10 protein-coding genes are annotated in these 17,025 nt (G+C 58.3%); 1 reads left to right on the top strand and 9 read right to left on the bottom strand.

All coding sequences use genetic code 11. From position 1 onward, the window contains the following. Positions 1–14: 14 nt before the first annotated feature. From mutL to EXQ56_00465, 4 genes are all read right to left on the bottom strand, one after another. Entirely contained in the window at positions 15–1,952 is a 1,938-nt protein-coding gene (gene mutL / locus EXQ56_00480) for a DNA mismatch repair endonuclease MutL (GenBank protein MSO18936.1), read from the bottom strand. A gap of 101 nt (positions 1,953–2,053) precedes the next feature. After that, on the bottom strand, positions 2,054–3,862 hold the full coding sequence (aspS, locus tag EXQ56_00475; GenBank protein MSO18935.1) for an aspartate--tRNA ligase: 1,809 nt from the start codon (positions 3,860–3,862) through the stop codon (positions 2,054–2,056). A 26-nt stretch (positions 3,863–3,888) separates the two neighbouring features. After that, a complete protein-coding gene (locus EXQ56_00470) occupies positions 3,889–5,226 on the bottom strand; it encodes a histidine--tRNA ligase (protein ID MSO18934.1) in 1,338 nt (445 codons plus the stop codon). A gap of 315 nt (positions 5,227–5,541) precedes the next feature. After that, a complete protein-coding gene (locus EXQ56_00465; GenBank protein MSO18933.1) occupies positions 5,542–7,806 on the bottom strand; it encodes a hypothetical protein in 2,265 nt (754 codons plus the stop codon). A 294-nt stretch (positions 7,807–8,100) separates the two neighbouring features. On the opposite strand from EXQ56_00465, the gene EXQ56_00460 reads away from it, so the two are divergent. Then, positions 8,101–9,357 (top strand): MFS transporter, encoded by a 1,257-nt coding sequence (locus tag EXQ56_00460; GenBank protein ID MSO18932.1) that lies wholly within the window; start codon positions 8,101–8,103, stop codon positions 9,355–9,357. Between the two features lie 71 nt (positions 9,358–9,428). Here the strand turns inward: EXQ56_00460 and bla are convergent, their stop codons facing one another. From bla to EXQ56_00435, 5 genes are all read right to left on the bottom strand, one after another. After that, positions 9,429–10,409 (bottom strand): subclass B3 metallo-beta-lactamase, encoded by a 981-nt coding sequence (gene bla / locus EXQ56_00455; GenBank protein ID MSO18931.1) that lies wholly within the window; start codon positions 10,407–10,409, stop codon positions 9,429–9,431. Positions 10,410–10,516: 107 nt separating this feature from the next. Then, on the bottom strand, positions 10,517–12,037 hold the full coding sequence (locus EXQ56_00450) for a tetratricopeptide repeat protein (GenBank protein MSO18930.1): 1,521 nt from the start codon (positions 12,035–12,037) through the stop codon (positions 10,517–10,519). Positions 12,038–12,176: 139 nt separating this feature from the next. Beyond that, positions 12,177–14,117 carry a hypothetical protein gene (locus tag EXQ56_00445; GenBank protein MSO18929.1) on the bottom strand — a complete coding sequence of 647 codons (1,941 nt, stop codon included), beginning with the start codon at positions 14,115–14,117 and terminating at the stop codon, positions 12,177–12,179. A 307-nt stretch (positions 14,118–14,424) separates the two neighbouring features. Then, the gene (locus EXQ56_00440; GenBank protein MSO18928.1) at positions 14,425–14,721 is read right to left on the bottom strand and encodes a hypothetical protein; all 297 of its coding nucleotides are present in this window, start codon (positions 14,719–14,721) and stop codon (positions 14,425–14,427) included. Positions 14,722–14,790: 69 nt separating this feature from the next. Beyond that, positions 14,791–16,599, bottom strand: coding sequence for a hypothetical protein (locus EXQ56_00435; GenBank protein MSO18927.1), 1,809 nt, complete (start codon positions 16,597–16,599; stop codon positions 14,791–14,793). Positions 16,600–17,025 lie beyond the last annotated feature (426 nt).

Below are 17,025 nucleotides of genomic sequence, written 5' to 3'. Positions count from 1 at the left end.
GCGTGGGCTCCGGGTCAGATGCGATGAAAGGCCTTCAGAATTTCCTTCATTCCATAACGCAGCACCGTGGGGCGACCGTGCGCGCAGCTCATGGGGAAGCGCGTCGCGGCCAGCGCGGCGATCAGCCACGCCATCTTGCGCGGCTCGAGCGGCGTGTTGATCTTGATCGCCGAGTGGCAGGCCACCGACGCGGCAATGCGCTGCCGCGCGGCCTCATCCGTGTAGCCGCGCGACTCGCGCTCGAACGTCTCGATCAACTCGCGCAAAAGTTTCTCGATATCATCACTGCGTACGCTGGCTGGCACCGCCTTAACCGCAATCGTATTCTGGCCAAATGGCTCGGCTTCAAAACCTGACCGCTCCAGCTCGCTTAAGATCGTGCTCCATAGACTCATCTGTGCTGGCGTCAGCCGCAAAATGTATGGCATCAACATGCGCTGCGATTCAACCGCACCCTGGTCGCGGTCAAAGGCAAACCTCTCGTAGAGTACTCGCTCGTGCGCAGCGTGCTGATCAATCAACCACAGCCCCGATGCGCTGGAGGCCACGATAAAGCTGTCGCGCACCTGCCCCAGCGGAAGCAGTTCATTGAGGTCGAGCTGTGGCCCCGCACTCTCCGTCTGCGCTGTCGATGAAATAGTTGGAGGAACCAACACGCTGGCCGTTAGTCCCGGCGCATACAAAGCATCCGTTAGTTCTCGCATCGTTGCAGTGGAGATCGCTTCTCTGCCCGGCGCGGATGCCACATTGAATTGGAGCCGCTCCGTAGAGGGTGGCAACTCTGGGTTATCCAATTCAAGCGGCGCTCCGAGCGAGACAGCAGGGGCACCCGCTTGATTCACATCATTACCGCCAGATTGCATCGCACTCGTGGTTCTTGCCGCAGGCTCCGGAAAAGCGGGCAGGGGGCGCGCGGCAATCAACGCTTCGCGCAGCGTGTCGCGCACCAGGTCATGCACCAGCGTCTGATGCCGGAAGCGCACCTCCACCTTGGACGGATGCACATTCACATCCACCTCCGTGTGCGGCATCTCCAGAAACAGCAGTGCCACGGGGAAGCAGTGCCCGGGCATCAGGTTGCGGTAGGCCTCCTGAATGGCGTGCAGCAGCACACGATCGCGCACCATGCGTTGATTGACAAACAGATAAATGGAATTGCGATTGAGCTTTTGGATCTGCGGACGCGAGAGGAATCCTCGGAAGCGAATCTCCGGCCGCTCGGGCGCTTCACCCGGCGGTGTCGCGTGGGCGGGCAACTCCAGATTCTTCACGAGCGGACCGAACTCGATGATCTCGTCGAGCGTTTCCTGTCCCAGCAACTGAAAGACACGGTCGCGCAGCGACGCGGCAGGCGAAACATTCACCAGATCACCCGTGGCCGTGCGCAACTGAAACGACTTATCCGGATACGCAAGCGCGTAGTGCGTAACCAGCGAAGAGATGTGCGAAAGCTCCGTCGATTCCGCGCGCAGAAATTTTCGCCGCGCCGGCATGTTGTAGAACAGATCGTTGACGGTGATGGAGGTGCCCGAGGGCAACCCGGCGGCGTCAACAGCAATTAGCTTGCCACCGTTAATTTCAACGCGAGTACCTTCACGCTCCTCGGGGCTGTGCGTTTCCAGCAACAGTCGCGAGACCGCGCCGATGGTCGGCAACGCCTCGCCACGAAAGCCAAGAGTGGAAATAGAAAGTATATCTTCGGCGGAGCGCAGCTTGCTGGTGGCATGGCGCTCGAAGGCCAGCATGGCGTCGTCGCGACCCATACCGCAGCCGTCGTCCACTACCTGAATGCGCCGCTTGCCGCCCGCCTCCACATCGATGCGCACGCGCGTGGCTCCAGCGTCAAGCGAGTTTTCGAGCAGCTCTTTCACCACCGACGCCGGTCGCTCGACGACCTCGCCAGCAGCAATTTTGTTGGCGACATTATCAGGAAGGATGCGGATGCGGCCCATGAAATCATCTCATCAGAGCCCCGACCGCGAGGGAGGGGGCACATTCAACAGTTATCTATTACAGCTGAGCGTACCCCCTCCCTCGCGGTCGGGGCTCTGATCTAGCTCAGATCCTTTTTCAGCGCGATGCCCAGCTCGCGCAGCTGGGTGGACGATACCGTCGTTGGCGCTTCGCACATCAGGTCCATGGCGCGCGCGGTTTTGGGAAACGCGATGACTTCGCGTATGGAGTTTTCGCCCGCCAGGATCATGATGATGCGGTCGAGACCCAGCGCGATGCCGCCGTGCGGAGGCGTGCCGTACTCCAGCGCGTCGAGGAAAAATCCGAACCTTTGCTTCGCCTGCTCTTCGCTCATGCCGAGCGATGTGAAGATGCGGCTTTGGATATCCTTGCGGTGAATACGAATCGAGCCGCTCCCCAGCTCCGTGCCGTTCAAAACGATGTCATAGGCCTTGGCCTTCACCGCGCCGGGGTTGGACTCCAGCATCTCCCAAGTGTCGTCGGTAGGCGAGGTGAACGGGTGATGCGCAGCGTTGAAACGCTTCTCCTCCGCGTCCCATTCATACATTGGAAAATTCAGCACCCACAGGAAGCGGAAATCATCGGGACGCAACAGGCCGTGCTTCGCGGCGTATTTCTGTCCGGCGTGCAAACGAAGCGCGCCCGCCGCGGTGTATACCGCATTCACCGGATTCGGCCCGGCGATTGGCGCGGCCTCTCCATTGCCCAGCGGCGCGCCTACCAAAATCAGCAGGTCATTCTCGGTCCACTCGAGTTCCTTCTTCAATCCAGCAACCGCTTGTGGATAGTGCTTCTCAAGTGCCCTGGCATCGTCGAAAACTTTAGCGCCGCGCTCGGTGGCTACCGGCTTCAGCTCATCGCGCTCCTTGCGTGATAGCCCGCTACAAGCGGGCACTCTAAACGCCACGAACGGCAGCGAGGGTTCGATAGCCAGTTTCTGAATATCCTCGGCAGTGAAGTGCGGCTTGGCGTCGAACATGCGCGGCAGGCGCATCTCGGGCTTGTCGCTGCCGTACTGCGCCATCGCTTCGTCGTAGCTGATGCGCGGGAAGGGCCGCGGAATCGTAAACCCGCCGGCCTTCCACAGATTGACCAGCATCTCCTCGACCACGTTGTAGATCAGCTCCGGCTGCGCGTAAGTCATCTCCAAGTCGATCTGCGTGAACTCCGGCTGGCGGTCGGCGCGCAGGTCTTCATCGCGGAAGCAGCGCACGATTTGGAAATAGCGATCGCAGCCACCCACCATCAGCAACTGTTTGAATATCTGCGGAGACTGCGGCAGCGCGTAGAAAGTTCCAGGCTGCACCCGGCTGGGCACCAGATAGTCGCGCGCACCCTCCGGCGTCGAGCGCGTCATGAAGGGCGTCTCAATCTCCAGGAACCCGTGATCGTTCAGCGTGGAACGCACGGCAAAATTGGCGCGATGCCTCAGCTCGAGATTGGCCTGCATGCGTGGGCGGCGCAGATCAACATAGCGGTAGCGCAGACGCGCTTCCTCAGCCGTGGGCACGCCGTCCTCAATAGGGAACGGGGGTGTGCGCGCGTCATTCAAGATGTATATGCGTTCGGCGATCAGCTCGACTTCGCCAGTGGGGATGCCCGCGTTCACCGTTCCGACGGCGCGTTGAATGATCTTGCCTTCCACCGCGATTACATACTCGGAGCGCAGATCCTCGGCGCGCTCGTGCAGCGCGGCGTTGGTCTCCTGATTGAACACCACCTGCACCACGCCGGCTCGGTCGCGAAGATCGATGAAGATCAGGCTGCCGAGATCTCGCCGCCGCGCGACCCAACCCATCGCCACGACATTGGTGCCCGCGTGTGTCTGTCTGAATTCTCCGCACTTGGCGGTGCGCCGCAATTCCGGCGGCAAATGATCGAGTGTCATAGTCTCTACCTTTGAGCGTTCCGTTCCTACGGAGTAGTCCCTTTGTCGGCCTCGGGCGCGCAGACTTCCGGGTCCGAGAGCGGCTGATCGTAAATCACCAGCAACTCTTCCGCGGTTACACTGCGCTGCTCGCCGGTGGCCATATTCTTCAATTGATACCGGCCTTCAGCGAGTTCCTGATCGCCGATAATCAATACTCGTTGCGCGCCGATCTTCGAGGCGATTTCAAGCGAGCGCTTCAACTTCATCGAGTCGGCAGCAATCTCCACTGCAACTCCGTGATTGCGAATTTCGCGTGCGATCTCCGCAGCGCGGCGGTAGGCTACCTCGCCCATCCATGCGATATACAAAGGAAGCCGCGCGCCCAGCGCATCGGGCTGATCCTTTTCGGACTTTGGCGCGACATCCTGCAAGGTGAGCACCAGCCGGTCTTCGCCAATCGAAAACCCGATGCCGGGCGCGGGCGGTCCGCCGAGGTCTTCCGAAAGCCCATCATAGCGTCCGCCGCCAAGCAGCGTGTTCTGCGCACCGAGCGAGCCATGCACAAACTCAAACGTCGTGCGCGTGTAGTAGTCGAGCCCGCGCACCAGCCGGGCCGTAACCGTGTAGGCGATACCCCGGCTGTTCAGCAGCAACTGCACCTGAGCAAAATGATTCTTGCAACCTTCACACAGCGAACCAGCGAGTGTGGGCAACTTCTCGATGATCGGCTGATCGGCGGGGATTTTGCAGTCGAGTACGCGCATCGGGTTGGTCTCGGCACGCCGCTGGCAATCTACGCACATCGTACCACTCACCAGCGCCAGCGCATCGCGTAACGCAGTGTGATACGCCGGGCGGCACTGCTTACAGCCCACTGAATTCACCAGCAGGTCGTATCCGCTCACGCCAAGCCGACCCAAATAATCGACCAGCATCTCGATGACCTCAGCATCGACCACGGGGCTCTCCGAGCCAATGGCTTCCGCGCCAATCTGGAAAAACTGGCGGTAACGGCCCTTCTGCGGACGCTCACGACGGAACATCGGGCCCATGTAGAAATATTTTTTCACGCCGATGCGCTGATCCAGCCGGTGCTCAATGTAGGCGCGCATCACCGAAGCGGTGGCTTCGGGACGCAACGTGAGCGATGACTCGTCGCGGTCGGTCCAGGTGTACATCTCCTTGCCGACAATGTCGGTCTCTTCGCCGACGCTGCGAACAAAAAGGCTGGTCGGTTCAACAATGGGCGTGCGGATTTCCTGATAGTTGTAGGCGAGGAAGACAGCGCGGGCCTGATCTTCGATGCGCGCCCACAGCGCGGACTCCGGCGGCAGGATGTCGCGCATCCCTTTGACGGCACGGATTGGCTCACGTCTGGTCATAAATAAAAAACAAAAAGCAGGTCCCTCGTCGCGACGCTCCTCGGGATGACACCGCTTAGGAGGGGGAGCCGCTTCTGGTTCACAACAAAAAACCCGCCGTGCATTCCGGCGGGCCGCTTGACTGCTAATCTTTCGAGCATTTCATTAGCAGGAACGGCACCGCAGCGACGCGTTTCGATTGGCGTCCTCATTCGCGTGATTGTGCCGATTCATGCTCATAAAGGGCAACGATAGCTTACGGCATTGTCGCTTGTCAATGCGCGACAAACCCTGGAGGAAGCAGGCGACAGGAGCCAGGAGACAGGATGGAAAGCCCTAGAACGAGAATAGTTGCGTGTACTTCAGCGTGAGGGCCCGGTCGCTGCGGCGCGCGCCGGTAACTTCGCGCGCCTCGTTGAAGACCAGAAACAGATCGCTCAACGGGCGGTGGATAAAGTTGAAGCGGATGTTCGAGGTTACCTGCTTGCGGTCGGTGTTGTATTGGACGAAGGCGTTGAACAATGCGCGGGTGCTGAGATAGTAATCCATGCGGGATCGGAACAGGTGAGTCGAGAATGACCCTTCCTTCAAATCGACGCCGCTATAGCTGTAACGGTTCTGCACGAGCAGGTGATAGGACGGGCGGAAGTCGCCACTGACGGTGAGTTGATTGGTGGTGCCGGAATAGAAATCTCCAGTCTTGAATGTCACGCTGGACGAAAACATGCGGCTGGGATCGCTGTTGAGTTCGAACACCCATTGGTCGTATTGATAGAGACCCGCCGGAATGGAGATGTTGGGCTGCTTGGGAATGTCGCGGCGAATGGCAAAAGGCACGTCCAGCCGCTCGTAGAATGTATTGTAGAAGATCTCGAATCCCGAGCCATTTTGGAGCTGAAACTCGAACAGTGCGTAGTGGCCTTCCTTCGAGACCGGGCGGTTTTGCTGGTCCGTCTGACGAGTGTAATAGACGTGCGGGCGCAATTGACGCAGCCAACTTTTCCAGAATGTTCGGACGAAGGCCTCATTGCGGGAGCTGAAGTAGCGGATACCGGGTCGCTGCGTATAGCCGATCTCCGGGTTGAAATTCTGTTCGACGTCGCTATAGGCGACATTCATCCGAATGTTCTCATCCCGCCAATCCGCCCGCGCCTTCCGGGTCCAGTTTTCTCCTGTCAACCCGTCCGTGGCGGACTGCGCGATGTAGCCGTTGAGGTCCAGGTTCTGCCAAAATTTGAAATTGGCGTCGGTGCCCCAGACACGGTTGTAGTCCTTGCCCTCGGTTGCCTGACGGTTGGTGAAGATTACGCCGATATCGGAGTTTGAAAAAATATCGCGGCGCAAACGAGCGACCGCGTAATTATTACCGGGCCGGCCACCAAACTTTTTCGTCTGCATGTTGAGCAGACCGATGCGGTAGCCGCCCGCTTGTCCGGAAAGCCGACTGCCGCCCAAAATGGGAAGAGGGTCACCGGCGTCGGAGAGGCCGATGCGTCGGCTGAAATAAAGCTGCGTCTCGCGGCCACGCTCCGGGCCGCGTTCGCCGGGCACATCACCCAACTGAAACAGGCCGTCGTTTTCCAGAAAGAACTCACGCTTCTCCGGGAAGAACTGTGAAAAGCGCGTGAGATTCACCTGTTGCTCATCCACCTCCACCTGTGAAAAATCGGTGTTGCCGGTCAGGTCCAGCGTCAGACTGGGTGTCACGCTAAACTTAATGTCCAGCCCCGGCTTCGTCTTCCAAACACTGTGATCGCTTTGCGCCAGGCGGTTCACCTCGGCCACGATGAAGGGCTTCAGCCGCAGATTGCGTCCGCGCTGAATTCCTTCCAGGCCGCGCAGCTCACCGGCAAGCGATAGTCGTGTGATGCCGAAGCGGCGCGGCATCGGAGACCAGACATCCAGCTCATTCTTGCGTCGAATGTTTCGCGCGAAATTAATACCCCAGGTCTGCTCCGACCGCGCCTCATTGAAGGGAAGACTCTTGAAGGGAATCACAAACTCCGCCGACCAGCCTTCGGAGGTCCGCCGCACGCGCACGTCCCAAACCGTGTCCCAGTCTGTATTGGTAGCGCGGCCTTCATCGGTTACTTGCGAGTCGCGCTTGGCGCCCATGGGGTTGGTTGCGAACAGGAATCCGCTGCGTTGATCTTGATAGGTATCCAGGATCACCTGAAAATAATCTGCATCGTTAGGATCGAAGTCTTCTTTCAACGAGTGGACCATCACGCCATCGGGCTGCGAGTCAAAGCAGATCACGCCGACATAGAGGTTATTGGCGTCGAATAGAATTTTCACTTCCGTCCGCTCGGTGGCTGCTTCGCCTTCCCGCGGCTCGGACTGCACAAACCCGCTCGCAGCCGTGGCGCTCTGCCAAGCTCCCTCATCCAGTGTGCCGTCAAGATTGATGGGCTTGTCGATGCGCGTGGCGGACGACGACAGTGTCGTCCGCGTATCGGCGGGAGGACTCTGCTGGCTTCTGCCCGGACTCGCGCTGGCGATCAGAAGGACCAGCAAAACAATAAACTTTCTTGCGCGTCCTTTTGACTTCATTGGGGAATGGTTCAATCCACAAATATTTTCTATTAGGGCTATAGCCATCGGGTTGGAGCCACTCCTCGGAAATTGTATTCAAACAGGATATGACACACTTTCGATTTTGTACGAAATCCCGAGACCTCGCTGGATGGGGTATCAAGGTACGTCCATGATACCCCGAGTATCCCGGATACGGGAACGGGTACCGCAACTTATTCGGAAGTGCGTGTCTCCGGAGTAGCGTAAAGCAATCCGACCCAGTGGCCGAGCGCGGGCCGTCTCCGATTTATGGCACACTAATCCGTCATGAACTCTCCGAGGAGTACGCTCTCGCCCGATCCTTCACGCAGCGCCAGCATGGACACGCAAAAAGCCGGGCGTGTGGCTTTTCAGCATCCCGCCTTTGTCTATTTTCAGGCAGCACGGCTGGTGGCCATCATTGGATTGGAAATGCAATCGGTGGCGGTGGGCTGGCAGGTCTATGAGATCACCCGCCAGCCTCTGGCGCTGGGCTACGTTGGGCTTGCGCAATTCCTGCCGGGGCTGTTGCTATTTCTGATTACGGGGCACACCGCCGACCGCTATAACCGCCGCAATCTGCTGATCATCTGCCACGCTGGATTTGCGCTGAGTTCCACTTTGCTATTCTTTGCGACGCGCTCCGCTACGCCGGACGTATCACACATCTACGCCATCATGGTCCTGGTGGGCGTGGTGCGGGCCTTCAGCGGCCCGGCCAGCCGATCCATCCTGCAAATGCTCGTGCCCGATCATCACTTCGGAAACGCCATTGCCTGGAACGCCACGTTTTACCAAGCGGCGGTGCTGATCGGGCCTTCGCTGGGGGGACTGGCATACAGCTTTCTCGGCGGCCCCACTTCGGTTTATACGAGCGCGGTGGTAGCGGCGATCATTTCAGCAATATTGCTGATGAAGGTTCAGACACGTCCAGCACTGGAGCATGTCGCGGACTCGATCTGGGCGGGCCTTCGCTACGTTCGCCGGCAGAAGGTTGTGCTCGGCTCCATCTCGCTCGATCTATTCGCGGTGCTGTTCGGTGGAGCCGTGGCGCTGCTGCCCGTCTATGCCAGCGAAATTCTGCATACCGGCCCGTGGGGACTGGGGCTGTTGCGCAGCTCGCCGGCGGTGGGAGCGGCCACCATGGCGGTGATCCTGGCATTTCGTCCCGTCAAAAAACGCGTGGGCGTTACCCTCTTCATTTTCGTCGCGCTGTTCGGAGTCTTCACTATTCTGTTCGGACTCTCACGCAACTTGTGGCTGTCCATGGCAGCACTGTTCATGGTGGGCGCCTGTGACATGGTCAGCATCATCATCCGCAACATGCTCGTGCAGATGTCCACGCCAGACCAGATGCGCGGACGCGTGACTGCCATTGAACTGATCTTTATTGGAGCCTCCAACGAACTGGGAGAATTCGAGAGCGGACTCACCGCGCATTGGTTTGGCGCAGTTCCGGCCGTACTGGCGGGCGGAGTCGGCTCGTTGTTGGTAGTGGCGTTATGGGCCTTCGCGTTTCCTGCCCTGCGCGAAACTGATGAATTCACGCGGGTCTCCAATCAAGCATCGCCTGACTGGCCTCCCAAAGGAACGTAGCTGCCGAAGATAGAAAGGGGCATCTGAAATCAGATGCCCCTCCTGCAAATGTAACGGAATGAATCGCACCCTTACTTCTTCATGGATTCCTTCAATCGCTGTGCGGCCCTGACGCGGAGTTGCTGCGTAAGCTGGTCGTTGAACTCGTATTCGTATTCATCGATATACCACTGGCAGCCGGCCGGATCAACGAACGGGTTGGGCTTCTCACCTTTTTTCATTCGCTCTTCTTTTTCCTGCAAGCGAATGGTGGTCGCGCGCGGATAGAGCCATACATCGCAGGGAAGCGAGCGCAGGAGCTTGAACGATTGCTGGTAGTCGCTGACGATGTTGGGGTACTTGGGATTATCAAGCAGCGGCGCGCGATCAATGCCCGCCGTGGCCATGCCACAAAAAAACAGCACGTTGTAAGTTTTGCCGTCTTCCTGCACCGTGGTGGTCCAGTTGGTGCAGCCCTTAGTGTGGCCGGGAGTGATGTGCGCCGTCAGCGTGACATCGCCCAGCGTTACTTTTCCGCCCTGCTCGATGATCTTGTCCGTCTTGAATGGTTTGTACCGCTCGCTGCCGTCTTCGCGAAAGTCAGTACGGCCTCCGGTGGCGACTTCATCCGCAGCGGCCTTGGACATGGTGATGCTGCCGCCGGTCAGCTCCTTGAACATGGGGAATCCACCCATGTGCTCTTCATGCGTGTGGCTGTTCAGCATGATTTTTATGTCGCGGGGGTTGATCTTCAGCTTCTCCAGATTCTCGCGCACCCACGGCGCCTCCGCCGTTGAGGTCGTGTCGAGCATGATGTAGCCCGCTGAGCTCTTGATCAGAAATGCTCCTACCTGCGAGTGTCCAACCCACCAGATATTGCCGATCAGGCGGATGGGATCCTTCTTGTGATTCTCATTGTCGGCTCCCACCGGAATGGTAACCGCCGGGGCGTCGGTGGCCGGCGGAGCCTGTGCCTGCAATCCCTGCTTCGGCGCGCCCGCCAATAATCCAGCCATGACCACGCCTAGCCATAGTTCAGGCCGCCAATTCGCGCGTTTCTGTTTCAACATCATGTTCTCACCTCAAATGAATAGAATCCTCGGATGCCGACAGTTCCGATGGGACGAGGATACGCCACGAATTCGCTAAACTCAAGTGCTGCTGCAACAACTTGCATTCGCTATTTGGCGCGGATGGCCTTGGCGCGGGCATCGAGCGGCGCGGCTTCCGCGGCGCGGTTGGATTTGCGGAGTGACTCCGCATAGTGATCCAGTACGTCGGCCAGCAGCGGGTGATTGGCCCCCAGGGATTTTTCGGCGATTTCCAGCGAGCGCTTATAGTACGGCTCGGCGTCGGCGTATTTTTGCTGGACAGCGTAATGACGACCCAGCGCATCCAGGGTGGCCGCGAGCAGCGGCAAATTTTCGTCTCCTGATTTTTCCAGAATCGCCTGCACTCGTTTCAACAACGGCTCCGAGCCGCGATAGGTTCCTTGCTGGTCGTAAAGATCCGCCAGCGCGGTAAGCACCGGCGTGAGAGAAATGTGCTGGGCGTTGGAGGACCTTTCTAAAATGGCGAGCGCCCGCTTCAGCAACTGTTCGGCGGGTCCAAATTGTTTCTGCTGCACGTGAACGCGGGAGAGATTCAGCAGGGTGGCGGTAATCGCAGGATCCTCCTTGCCTGAAAAGTTTTCTTCAATTAACAGCGCCCGCTCCAGCAGGGGCTGCGCCTGCGCATATTTCCCCAAGGCCATGCGCACTTGAGCCAAGTCAGTCAAACCGGCGGCCAGCAATGGGTTCATGGGATTCGACATGCCCAGAGTGTTGTCGCGAATGGCCATTGAGCGGACAAAAAGTTTTTCCGACTCGGCCAGCTTTCCCTGGTCGCGGTACAGCGCGGCCAGACTGCTGATACTGTTGTCCACCTCGCGATGCTGTGTGCCAAACTGTTTTTCGCGGATAGCCAGCGCGCGCTTCATAAACGTTTCGGCCTCGGCCATGCGCGACTGACGTTGATTGAGTATTCCCAGATTATTCAGCGCGGCGGCCACCAGCGCATGTTCGCCTCCGAGCACCTTCTCCCGGATGGCCAGCGAACGCTTCAGAAGCGTCTCGGCCTCCGAAAAGTTGCCCTGCGCATCGTAGAGCGCAGCGAGACGATTCAGGCTGGCATCCACATCCGGGTGTTCCTGCCCATGAGCCTTCTCGCGAATCGCCAGCGCCTGTCGCATTAGAGGAGCAGCCTCACTACCCTGCCCTTCACTGATATACATGCTCGCCAATGAGTCCACGATGCTGGCCAGCTCCGGGCTGGCGTCTCCCAGATTCTTCTCGCGGATCGCGATCGCTCGACGCACCAGCGTCGTGGCCTCCAGCAATTGGTTCTGCGTGTAGTAATACTTACCGACGATCAATATAGTGGAGGCCAGCCGCGCGTCCTCCGGACCAAACTTCTCGGCCTCCTTGATGGCAGACTGAAAAGCAATCAACGCCTCTTCGGCTTTGTTGTTTTTCAAGGCATCGGAGGCAGACTCCATGATCTTCTTCCAGATTTCATCACTACCCTGCGCCCCTGCACCGGGAGCGGTCAAAGACAACACAACCAGCAACAGCAACGCTCTCGCCGCGCTCGCAATCGTAAGGATCTTCACAATCCCACTCCTCGCCTGATCGATCAATGAATAATCTCTGAGAGATGTCATTCCGAAACTAGAGATGTCAATCCAAAACCCGGCACACTTTGCCGGGTTGAGGAATCTGCTTTTTTCAGCAGGGGCAAGCAAAAAGCAGATTCCTCGCTACGCTCGGAATGACAATCCATGCGGTTTTTTTAACTAGCTGCTAGTCCGCCCTGCGCTGAATATTAAGAAACTCGAGCGGGTCAAACAATTTGTCCGGTGCCGCTTCCTTCGCCCATTCAAACTTGAGCTGCGGACCGACGGCAGTCAGACCAATTTGCTTGGCGTACTCATCGCGCAGCACGACTGTCTTGCCGCCGACCACTACCATCATGGGATAGACGCTGGGGATATCAGCTTCCGGCACGGTGAAGTAGTCCTTGTTATAGACGATGAAGTCGGCCAGCTTGCCCACTTCGAGCGTGCCGATTTCCTTCTCCTTCAGCACATAGTAGGCGGCCATCGAGGTGCTCATTTTCAACAACTGCACGCGGTTGATGGCTTCTTCCTTGGCCAGCACCACGCCGTCGGTGCGCGTGCGATTGATGTAGGGGAACCAGCGGGCGAAGGTGGTGCGGTTGACGTCGCTCATGCCGCTGCCGCCGCCTTCGTTGGAGACCATGATGTTGTTCTTCATCAGGCTGCCGATGGGGCCCACGCGATTGGCGTAGCTCTCCGAGTAAATCTTCCCGATCGAGTAGCCGTGGTCGGACGATAGCTCATGCGCGCCGCAGCTGAACTGCATGTTGAACTTCTTCATGCGCGGCATCTGCTCCTGCGTCGGGTAGAACGGGCAGTGGTCGGAGGTAAAGCGGCGTGAGCGCATGTACTCGATGTCCATGCTGGGGTCCTCTTTCATCACGCGGTCCAGGATGTCCATAAACTGCGTTACACCCTTGTCGCCGTTGTTGTGATTGATCACATAACGCAGACGGTTCTTGACGGCCGTGTAAATGGCCTCATAATATGGCCCGCCGGGTTCGGCCCAGCACTGCTCCATCGCCTTGAAGCGCGGGTCAATGGCCTCCATGGAAGTGCAGGCCACGGGCACGTCCAGATCGAGCGCGCCGAGGGTTACGCCGACGTTCCAAAAATACTTGTCGCCGTGTCCGGCAATGTCGCCGAGGCGCGAGAAGCAAACCGGAATGTCCACCACCATCGCCTGACAGGCGCGATGCGCCCAGCCGAAGCGAACCGGCATGCGGCCTTCGCGTGCCAAGGTATTGAACGCATCGTGAATGGGACGTCCGACAATGTGCGAGCTGTATCCGGTGAAGCCCATCGCGGCGAAATGATTCAAGCCATCCTCAATGATGTTGGCCAGCAGCGGGATGCGCGTCCGGAAATACTTTTCGGCTACCAGATTGCGATCCACGCGCGGGTTGGACATCGCGGCCTTTTCATTGTGGTCGGTCGTTTCGACGTCGAACAATGCCATGAAGTCATTGCGGGCCACGGTGTTCATCAAGTAGTTCGAGGAATCCTCCAGCATCACGGGCTGCTTGGGAGCCAGTTCATCCAGGCGCTCGCGCGTCATCTGATTGGTGCGCAGGTACATCACGCCCAGGCCCGCGGCTGAAGACCCACCGCCGCCCAAATTAATGTAGGCCCACTGGCCTTCCGGCGCTCCGGCCATGTTTTCCTTGATGATCAGCTCAATGCCCTTGGTCAAGTCTTCGTAGGTCTTGCCCGACACCTCGAACTCGCGCATGAGCTTGAGCACTTCGCCGGGATTCTTGCGCGCCCAATCGGAGACAAAGCCATTGTGCAGATGATTGTGAGCATCAATCAGTCCGGGAACCACCGTGTGTCCCTTCAGGTCAATCTTTTTAGTCTGTGGGCCGGCCAGAGCCAGCATGTCCGTATTGCTCCCGAGCGCCTGAATCATGTCCTGACGCACCGCCATCGCCTGATAGGTGTTGCCTACCGGACCCTGCGGGTCGATGTTGTCCATCGACACGATCTTGCCGTTATGAACAATCAGGTCGGGATAGCTAATCAATGCAACGGGAACATTGCTCCGAGTATCCTGTCCCTGCAACTGGGTGCCTATAGCCACTAGATAAAGCAATAGAAGTGGCAGGCGAATAGTAAATTTCAACATCGAATATCCTCCTCAAGATATGATTCGGAGTGCATCCTGGCTTCTCCGAACAACGCCGAATATCCACAATACAGGGCTTGGTGCGGACAAATTTCTACACCAAGAAAGTACCGCTCCGCGACCGAAACTTCAAGCTGATAATTGGGGTGGGTGCTGGACTGGGCTTGGGCACCAGACACGTGCGGCTGAGCGCACCCCAGAGTGGGGAGGAAAGGAGTGGGGAGGAAATAGGATACTAACGAATCGGCGCCGGTGGGCGAATCCACGCCCGCAAGCGAATTAATGTCCGCCGCCGATTCAATGAATGTTAGACATTTGAGCTTACGGATTTCTCGGGAACTGATACCGGTTCTGTGGCGATCGAATCGATTCCAGCGGATGGACTCGAGAAGAATTTATCATCTTGCATCAGCGCCGCACTAATCGCCGAGCAGACCTGACTTAATTGGAGCCGCACCTGACGCGCACCCACATCCGCCAGATGGTTCATGTCCCTTTGAGTCATCTCCATCCATATTTTTTGTTTGCCGGACAGCTCGGCAATGATGTGCTTTAGGAATGATTCCTGCACGCGCTCCGCCTCCTGCACCATACGTAGTTCCATCTTCTGGACAGCAAGGGTCGAGCATTGCGCGATGTGGTCATTCAGCTTTCCCTGTAGCGCATGAAATCCCTAGGCCTGCATGGATGTCATCTGCTCCTGCCAGTAGGCTCGAGCGGCTTCGATGTTCGCTGCCAGCATGGCTTCAAACTGAGTCTGGCGTTGCGTAATAATCTGTTCCGTTTGCTGACCACACTTTTCGGCAATCCCCTGCTCGACCTTCGGCAGCATTTCCTGAATCTTTGTCGCCAGGCTGAGCTGCGTTGTTTCCGCGACCTCCACGGCTTGCCGCTGGGCCTGGATTCGGGAGGAGTCGGAGACCTCCATGGCCTGCCGCCGCAGCTCTTGTTCAGCCAGAGACACCATCTCCTGCTGGCGTCGCGTCGATGCTGCCTCAGAGGCCTCGGCGAACTGGGTCAACCCTTGTTCGAACTCGATTCTGCGCGCGGCCACCATGGACTCCGAGTGCTGGTCGAGCCGCTCATAATGATCTTCCGCCGCCGTACTGATGCGCTTGTTGGTGCGTTCCAACGCCGAAGCTTCGACCTCTGCCATACGCGATTCCAGGCGCGCGCCGGCTCGGTCAATCAGTCCTTCCACGCGCGCCTGTAACGCTGATTCCACCAGCTCATTCAACAGCGCGGAGAAGCGATCGTTCGCAGAGTTGGCGGGCGCGGGCATGGACTCCCGCATCGCCATCGGCAGGGCTATAGGCAGGACGATAGGCATGGCCATCGGCAGGGCCGTAGGCAGGGAAGATGCAGACGCGCTGATCGGAAGTGGCACGGATGCCGGCATCGGCGGTTGCATGGTTTCTGCCACGGACGGCACCGAAGGCTGAATGGTTATCGCCGATTCAGCTAAGGTCGTCTCGCATGGCACAGCAGCCATCTCCTGAATGGTCTCGATGAGTTCGGGCTGTGCGATCATCATTGCCGACGGAGTTAACTGTTGCTCGACCTCGGAAAAGCTTGGTGCGACCGCCGCAATTTCACTTGGCGCCGCAACTGGAATGGGCTCGACGATTTCTATCTGGCTCTCCACGGGCTCAGTCAAGGGCGAATTGGCGCCTCTCGATTTCATCCAGTCATTGATTTCGTCACGGAAGTCCACGGGCGCGGGCGCGACTACCATCTCGATCGGACTGGTCTCCATCAGCCACGGCAATGCCACGGTCTCCATTTCAATGGGGCTGGCCATGATCGGCATTTCCTGAAGCTCAGGGATGCTGGTTGCGGGGACAGGTGTTTCCATCTCGGCAACTATCTCAGCAACTGGCTTCGCGTTTGGCTCGGCAACTATCTCCGCAATTGGCTCCGCAACGGGCGGCGGCTCCACCGCAGGAAGCGCCGCAGTGAGGCTAACGGGCGCAACGGTGAATGGTACGATCGGCTTCATTTCATAGCCGGGAATCACGATTTTCTTCGGCTCCGGCGCGCTGGCTTGCGTAACGGGCTTCTCGGAAGTGATGGTTTTGTTCGGCTCTGCGCTCGCTGCCGTCGCCGATAACGGAACGGCCACGGGACCTGCGCCGGCCCGGACCTCTTTCCAATCCGAAGGCGGGAACCCTACTCCCCACAAGTTGCCGGGGTCATTGAGCTCCACAGCAAACTCGAAGTTCCCATTGACGTTGGCCTCCGAGGCACTCCAAACAATGATTCCGCGTTGGGTCTTGCGATTGACCTGCACCGTGATACTGACCCTCTCCCCGACCTGCATCCGCTGCTTGCATTCAATCTTGGCCCCGTGGATATTGACGAGCACGGTCCACCCATCCACATCCTTCGCCTGATTCGCTTCCTGGATCGTCACCTGAACCGGCATTCGCAGCGGGACTCGCGTAGTGCGGCGAGCCTTCAGGCTAAATGATTCAGCGTTCATTGCAGGCGACCTCCCCGAGCTCAATGGATCAATGCTCCAGACTCTTCCATCGGCCCGACTTCCGGTCGCGTTACCTCGCAGCGGCAGGGGATTGGACGCTGCTGTTACCTTTTCTGATACACCAGAGGAGGACGGCCACTCGGAATCCTGAAACGCTATACGGTCCCAGTTGGCCGATTGAGAGGACGATTCCCGCCGCAAAACCGTGTGCCAGATTTGCCGCCAAATTGTCCCAATATGCGGTAAATCACAAATTGCACACTTTCACGGAATCCACCAACTTGACCAACCTGACAACCCTCCCAACCCCCTCCAAAAACCCCAATTTTCGGCTCCGTCGGGACGCGATCCGGCCCCGACCGGTGACAAATTGTCCACTCCGACCAAATTGCCCAACCCGTCAGATTTTTCAGGATAATTCGCTTG

The organism is Acidobacteriota bacterium, assembly GCA_009691245.1.
GTDB lineage: Bacteria > Acidobacteriota > Terriglobia > 2-12-FULL-54-10 > 2-12-FULL-54-10 > SHUM01.
The sequence above is the reverse complement of the archived record's forward strand: the minus strand, read 5'-3'. Positions and strand labels throughout refer to the sequence as shown.

Excerpts from the sequence above, each read along its gene's own strand:
- mutL (MSO18936.1), bottom strand. The coding sequence starts at position 1,952 with ATGGGCCGCATCCGCATCCTTCCTGATAATGTCGCCAACAAAATTGCT.
- aspS (MSO18935.1), bottom strand. The coding sequence starts at position 3,862 with ATGACACTCGATCATTTGCCGCCGGAATTGCGGCGCACCGCCAAGTGC.
- EXQ56_00470 (MSO18934.1), bottom strand. The coding sequence starts at position 5,226 with ATGACCAGACGTGAGCCAATCCGTGCCGTCAAAGGGATGCGCGACATC.
- EXQ56_00465 (MSO18933.1), bottom strand. The coding sequence starts at position 7,806 with ATGGCTATAGCCCTAATAGAAAATATTTGTGGATTGAACCATTCCCCA.
- EXQ56_00460 (MSO18932.1), top strand. The coding sequence starts at position 8,101 with ATGGACACGCAAAAAGCCGGGCGTGTGGCTTTTCAGCATCCCGCCTTT.
- bla (MSO18931.1), bottom strand. The coding sequence starts at position 10,409 with ATGATGTTGAAACAGAAACGCGCGAATTGGCGGCCTGAACTATGGCTA.
- EXQ56_00450 (MSO18930.1), bottom strand. The coding sequence starts at position 12,037 with ATGACATCTCTCAGAGATTATTCATTGATCGATCAGGCGAGGAGTGGG.
- EXQ56_00445 (MSO18929.1), bottom strand. The coding sequence starts at position 14,117 with ATGTTGAAATTTACTATTCGCCTGCCACTTCTATTGCTTTATCTAGTG.
- EXQ56_00440 (MSO18928.1), bottom strand. The coding sequence starts at position 14,721 with ATGGAACTACGTATGGTGCAGGAGGCGGAGCGCGTGCAGGAATCATTC.
- EXQ56_00435 (MSO18927.1), bottom strand. The coding sequence starts at position 16,599 with ATGAACGCTGAATCATTTAGCCTGAAGGCTCGCCGCACTACGCGAGTC.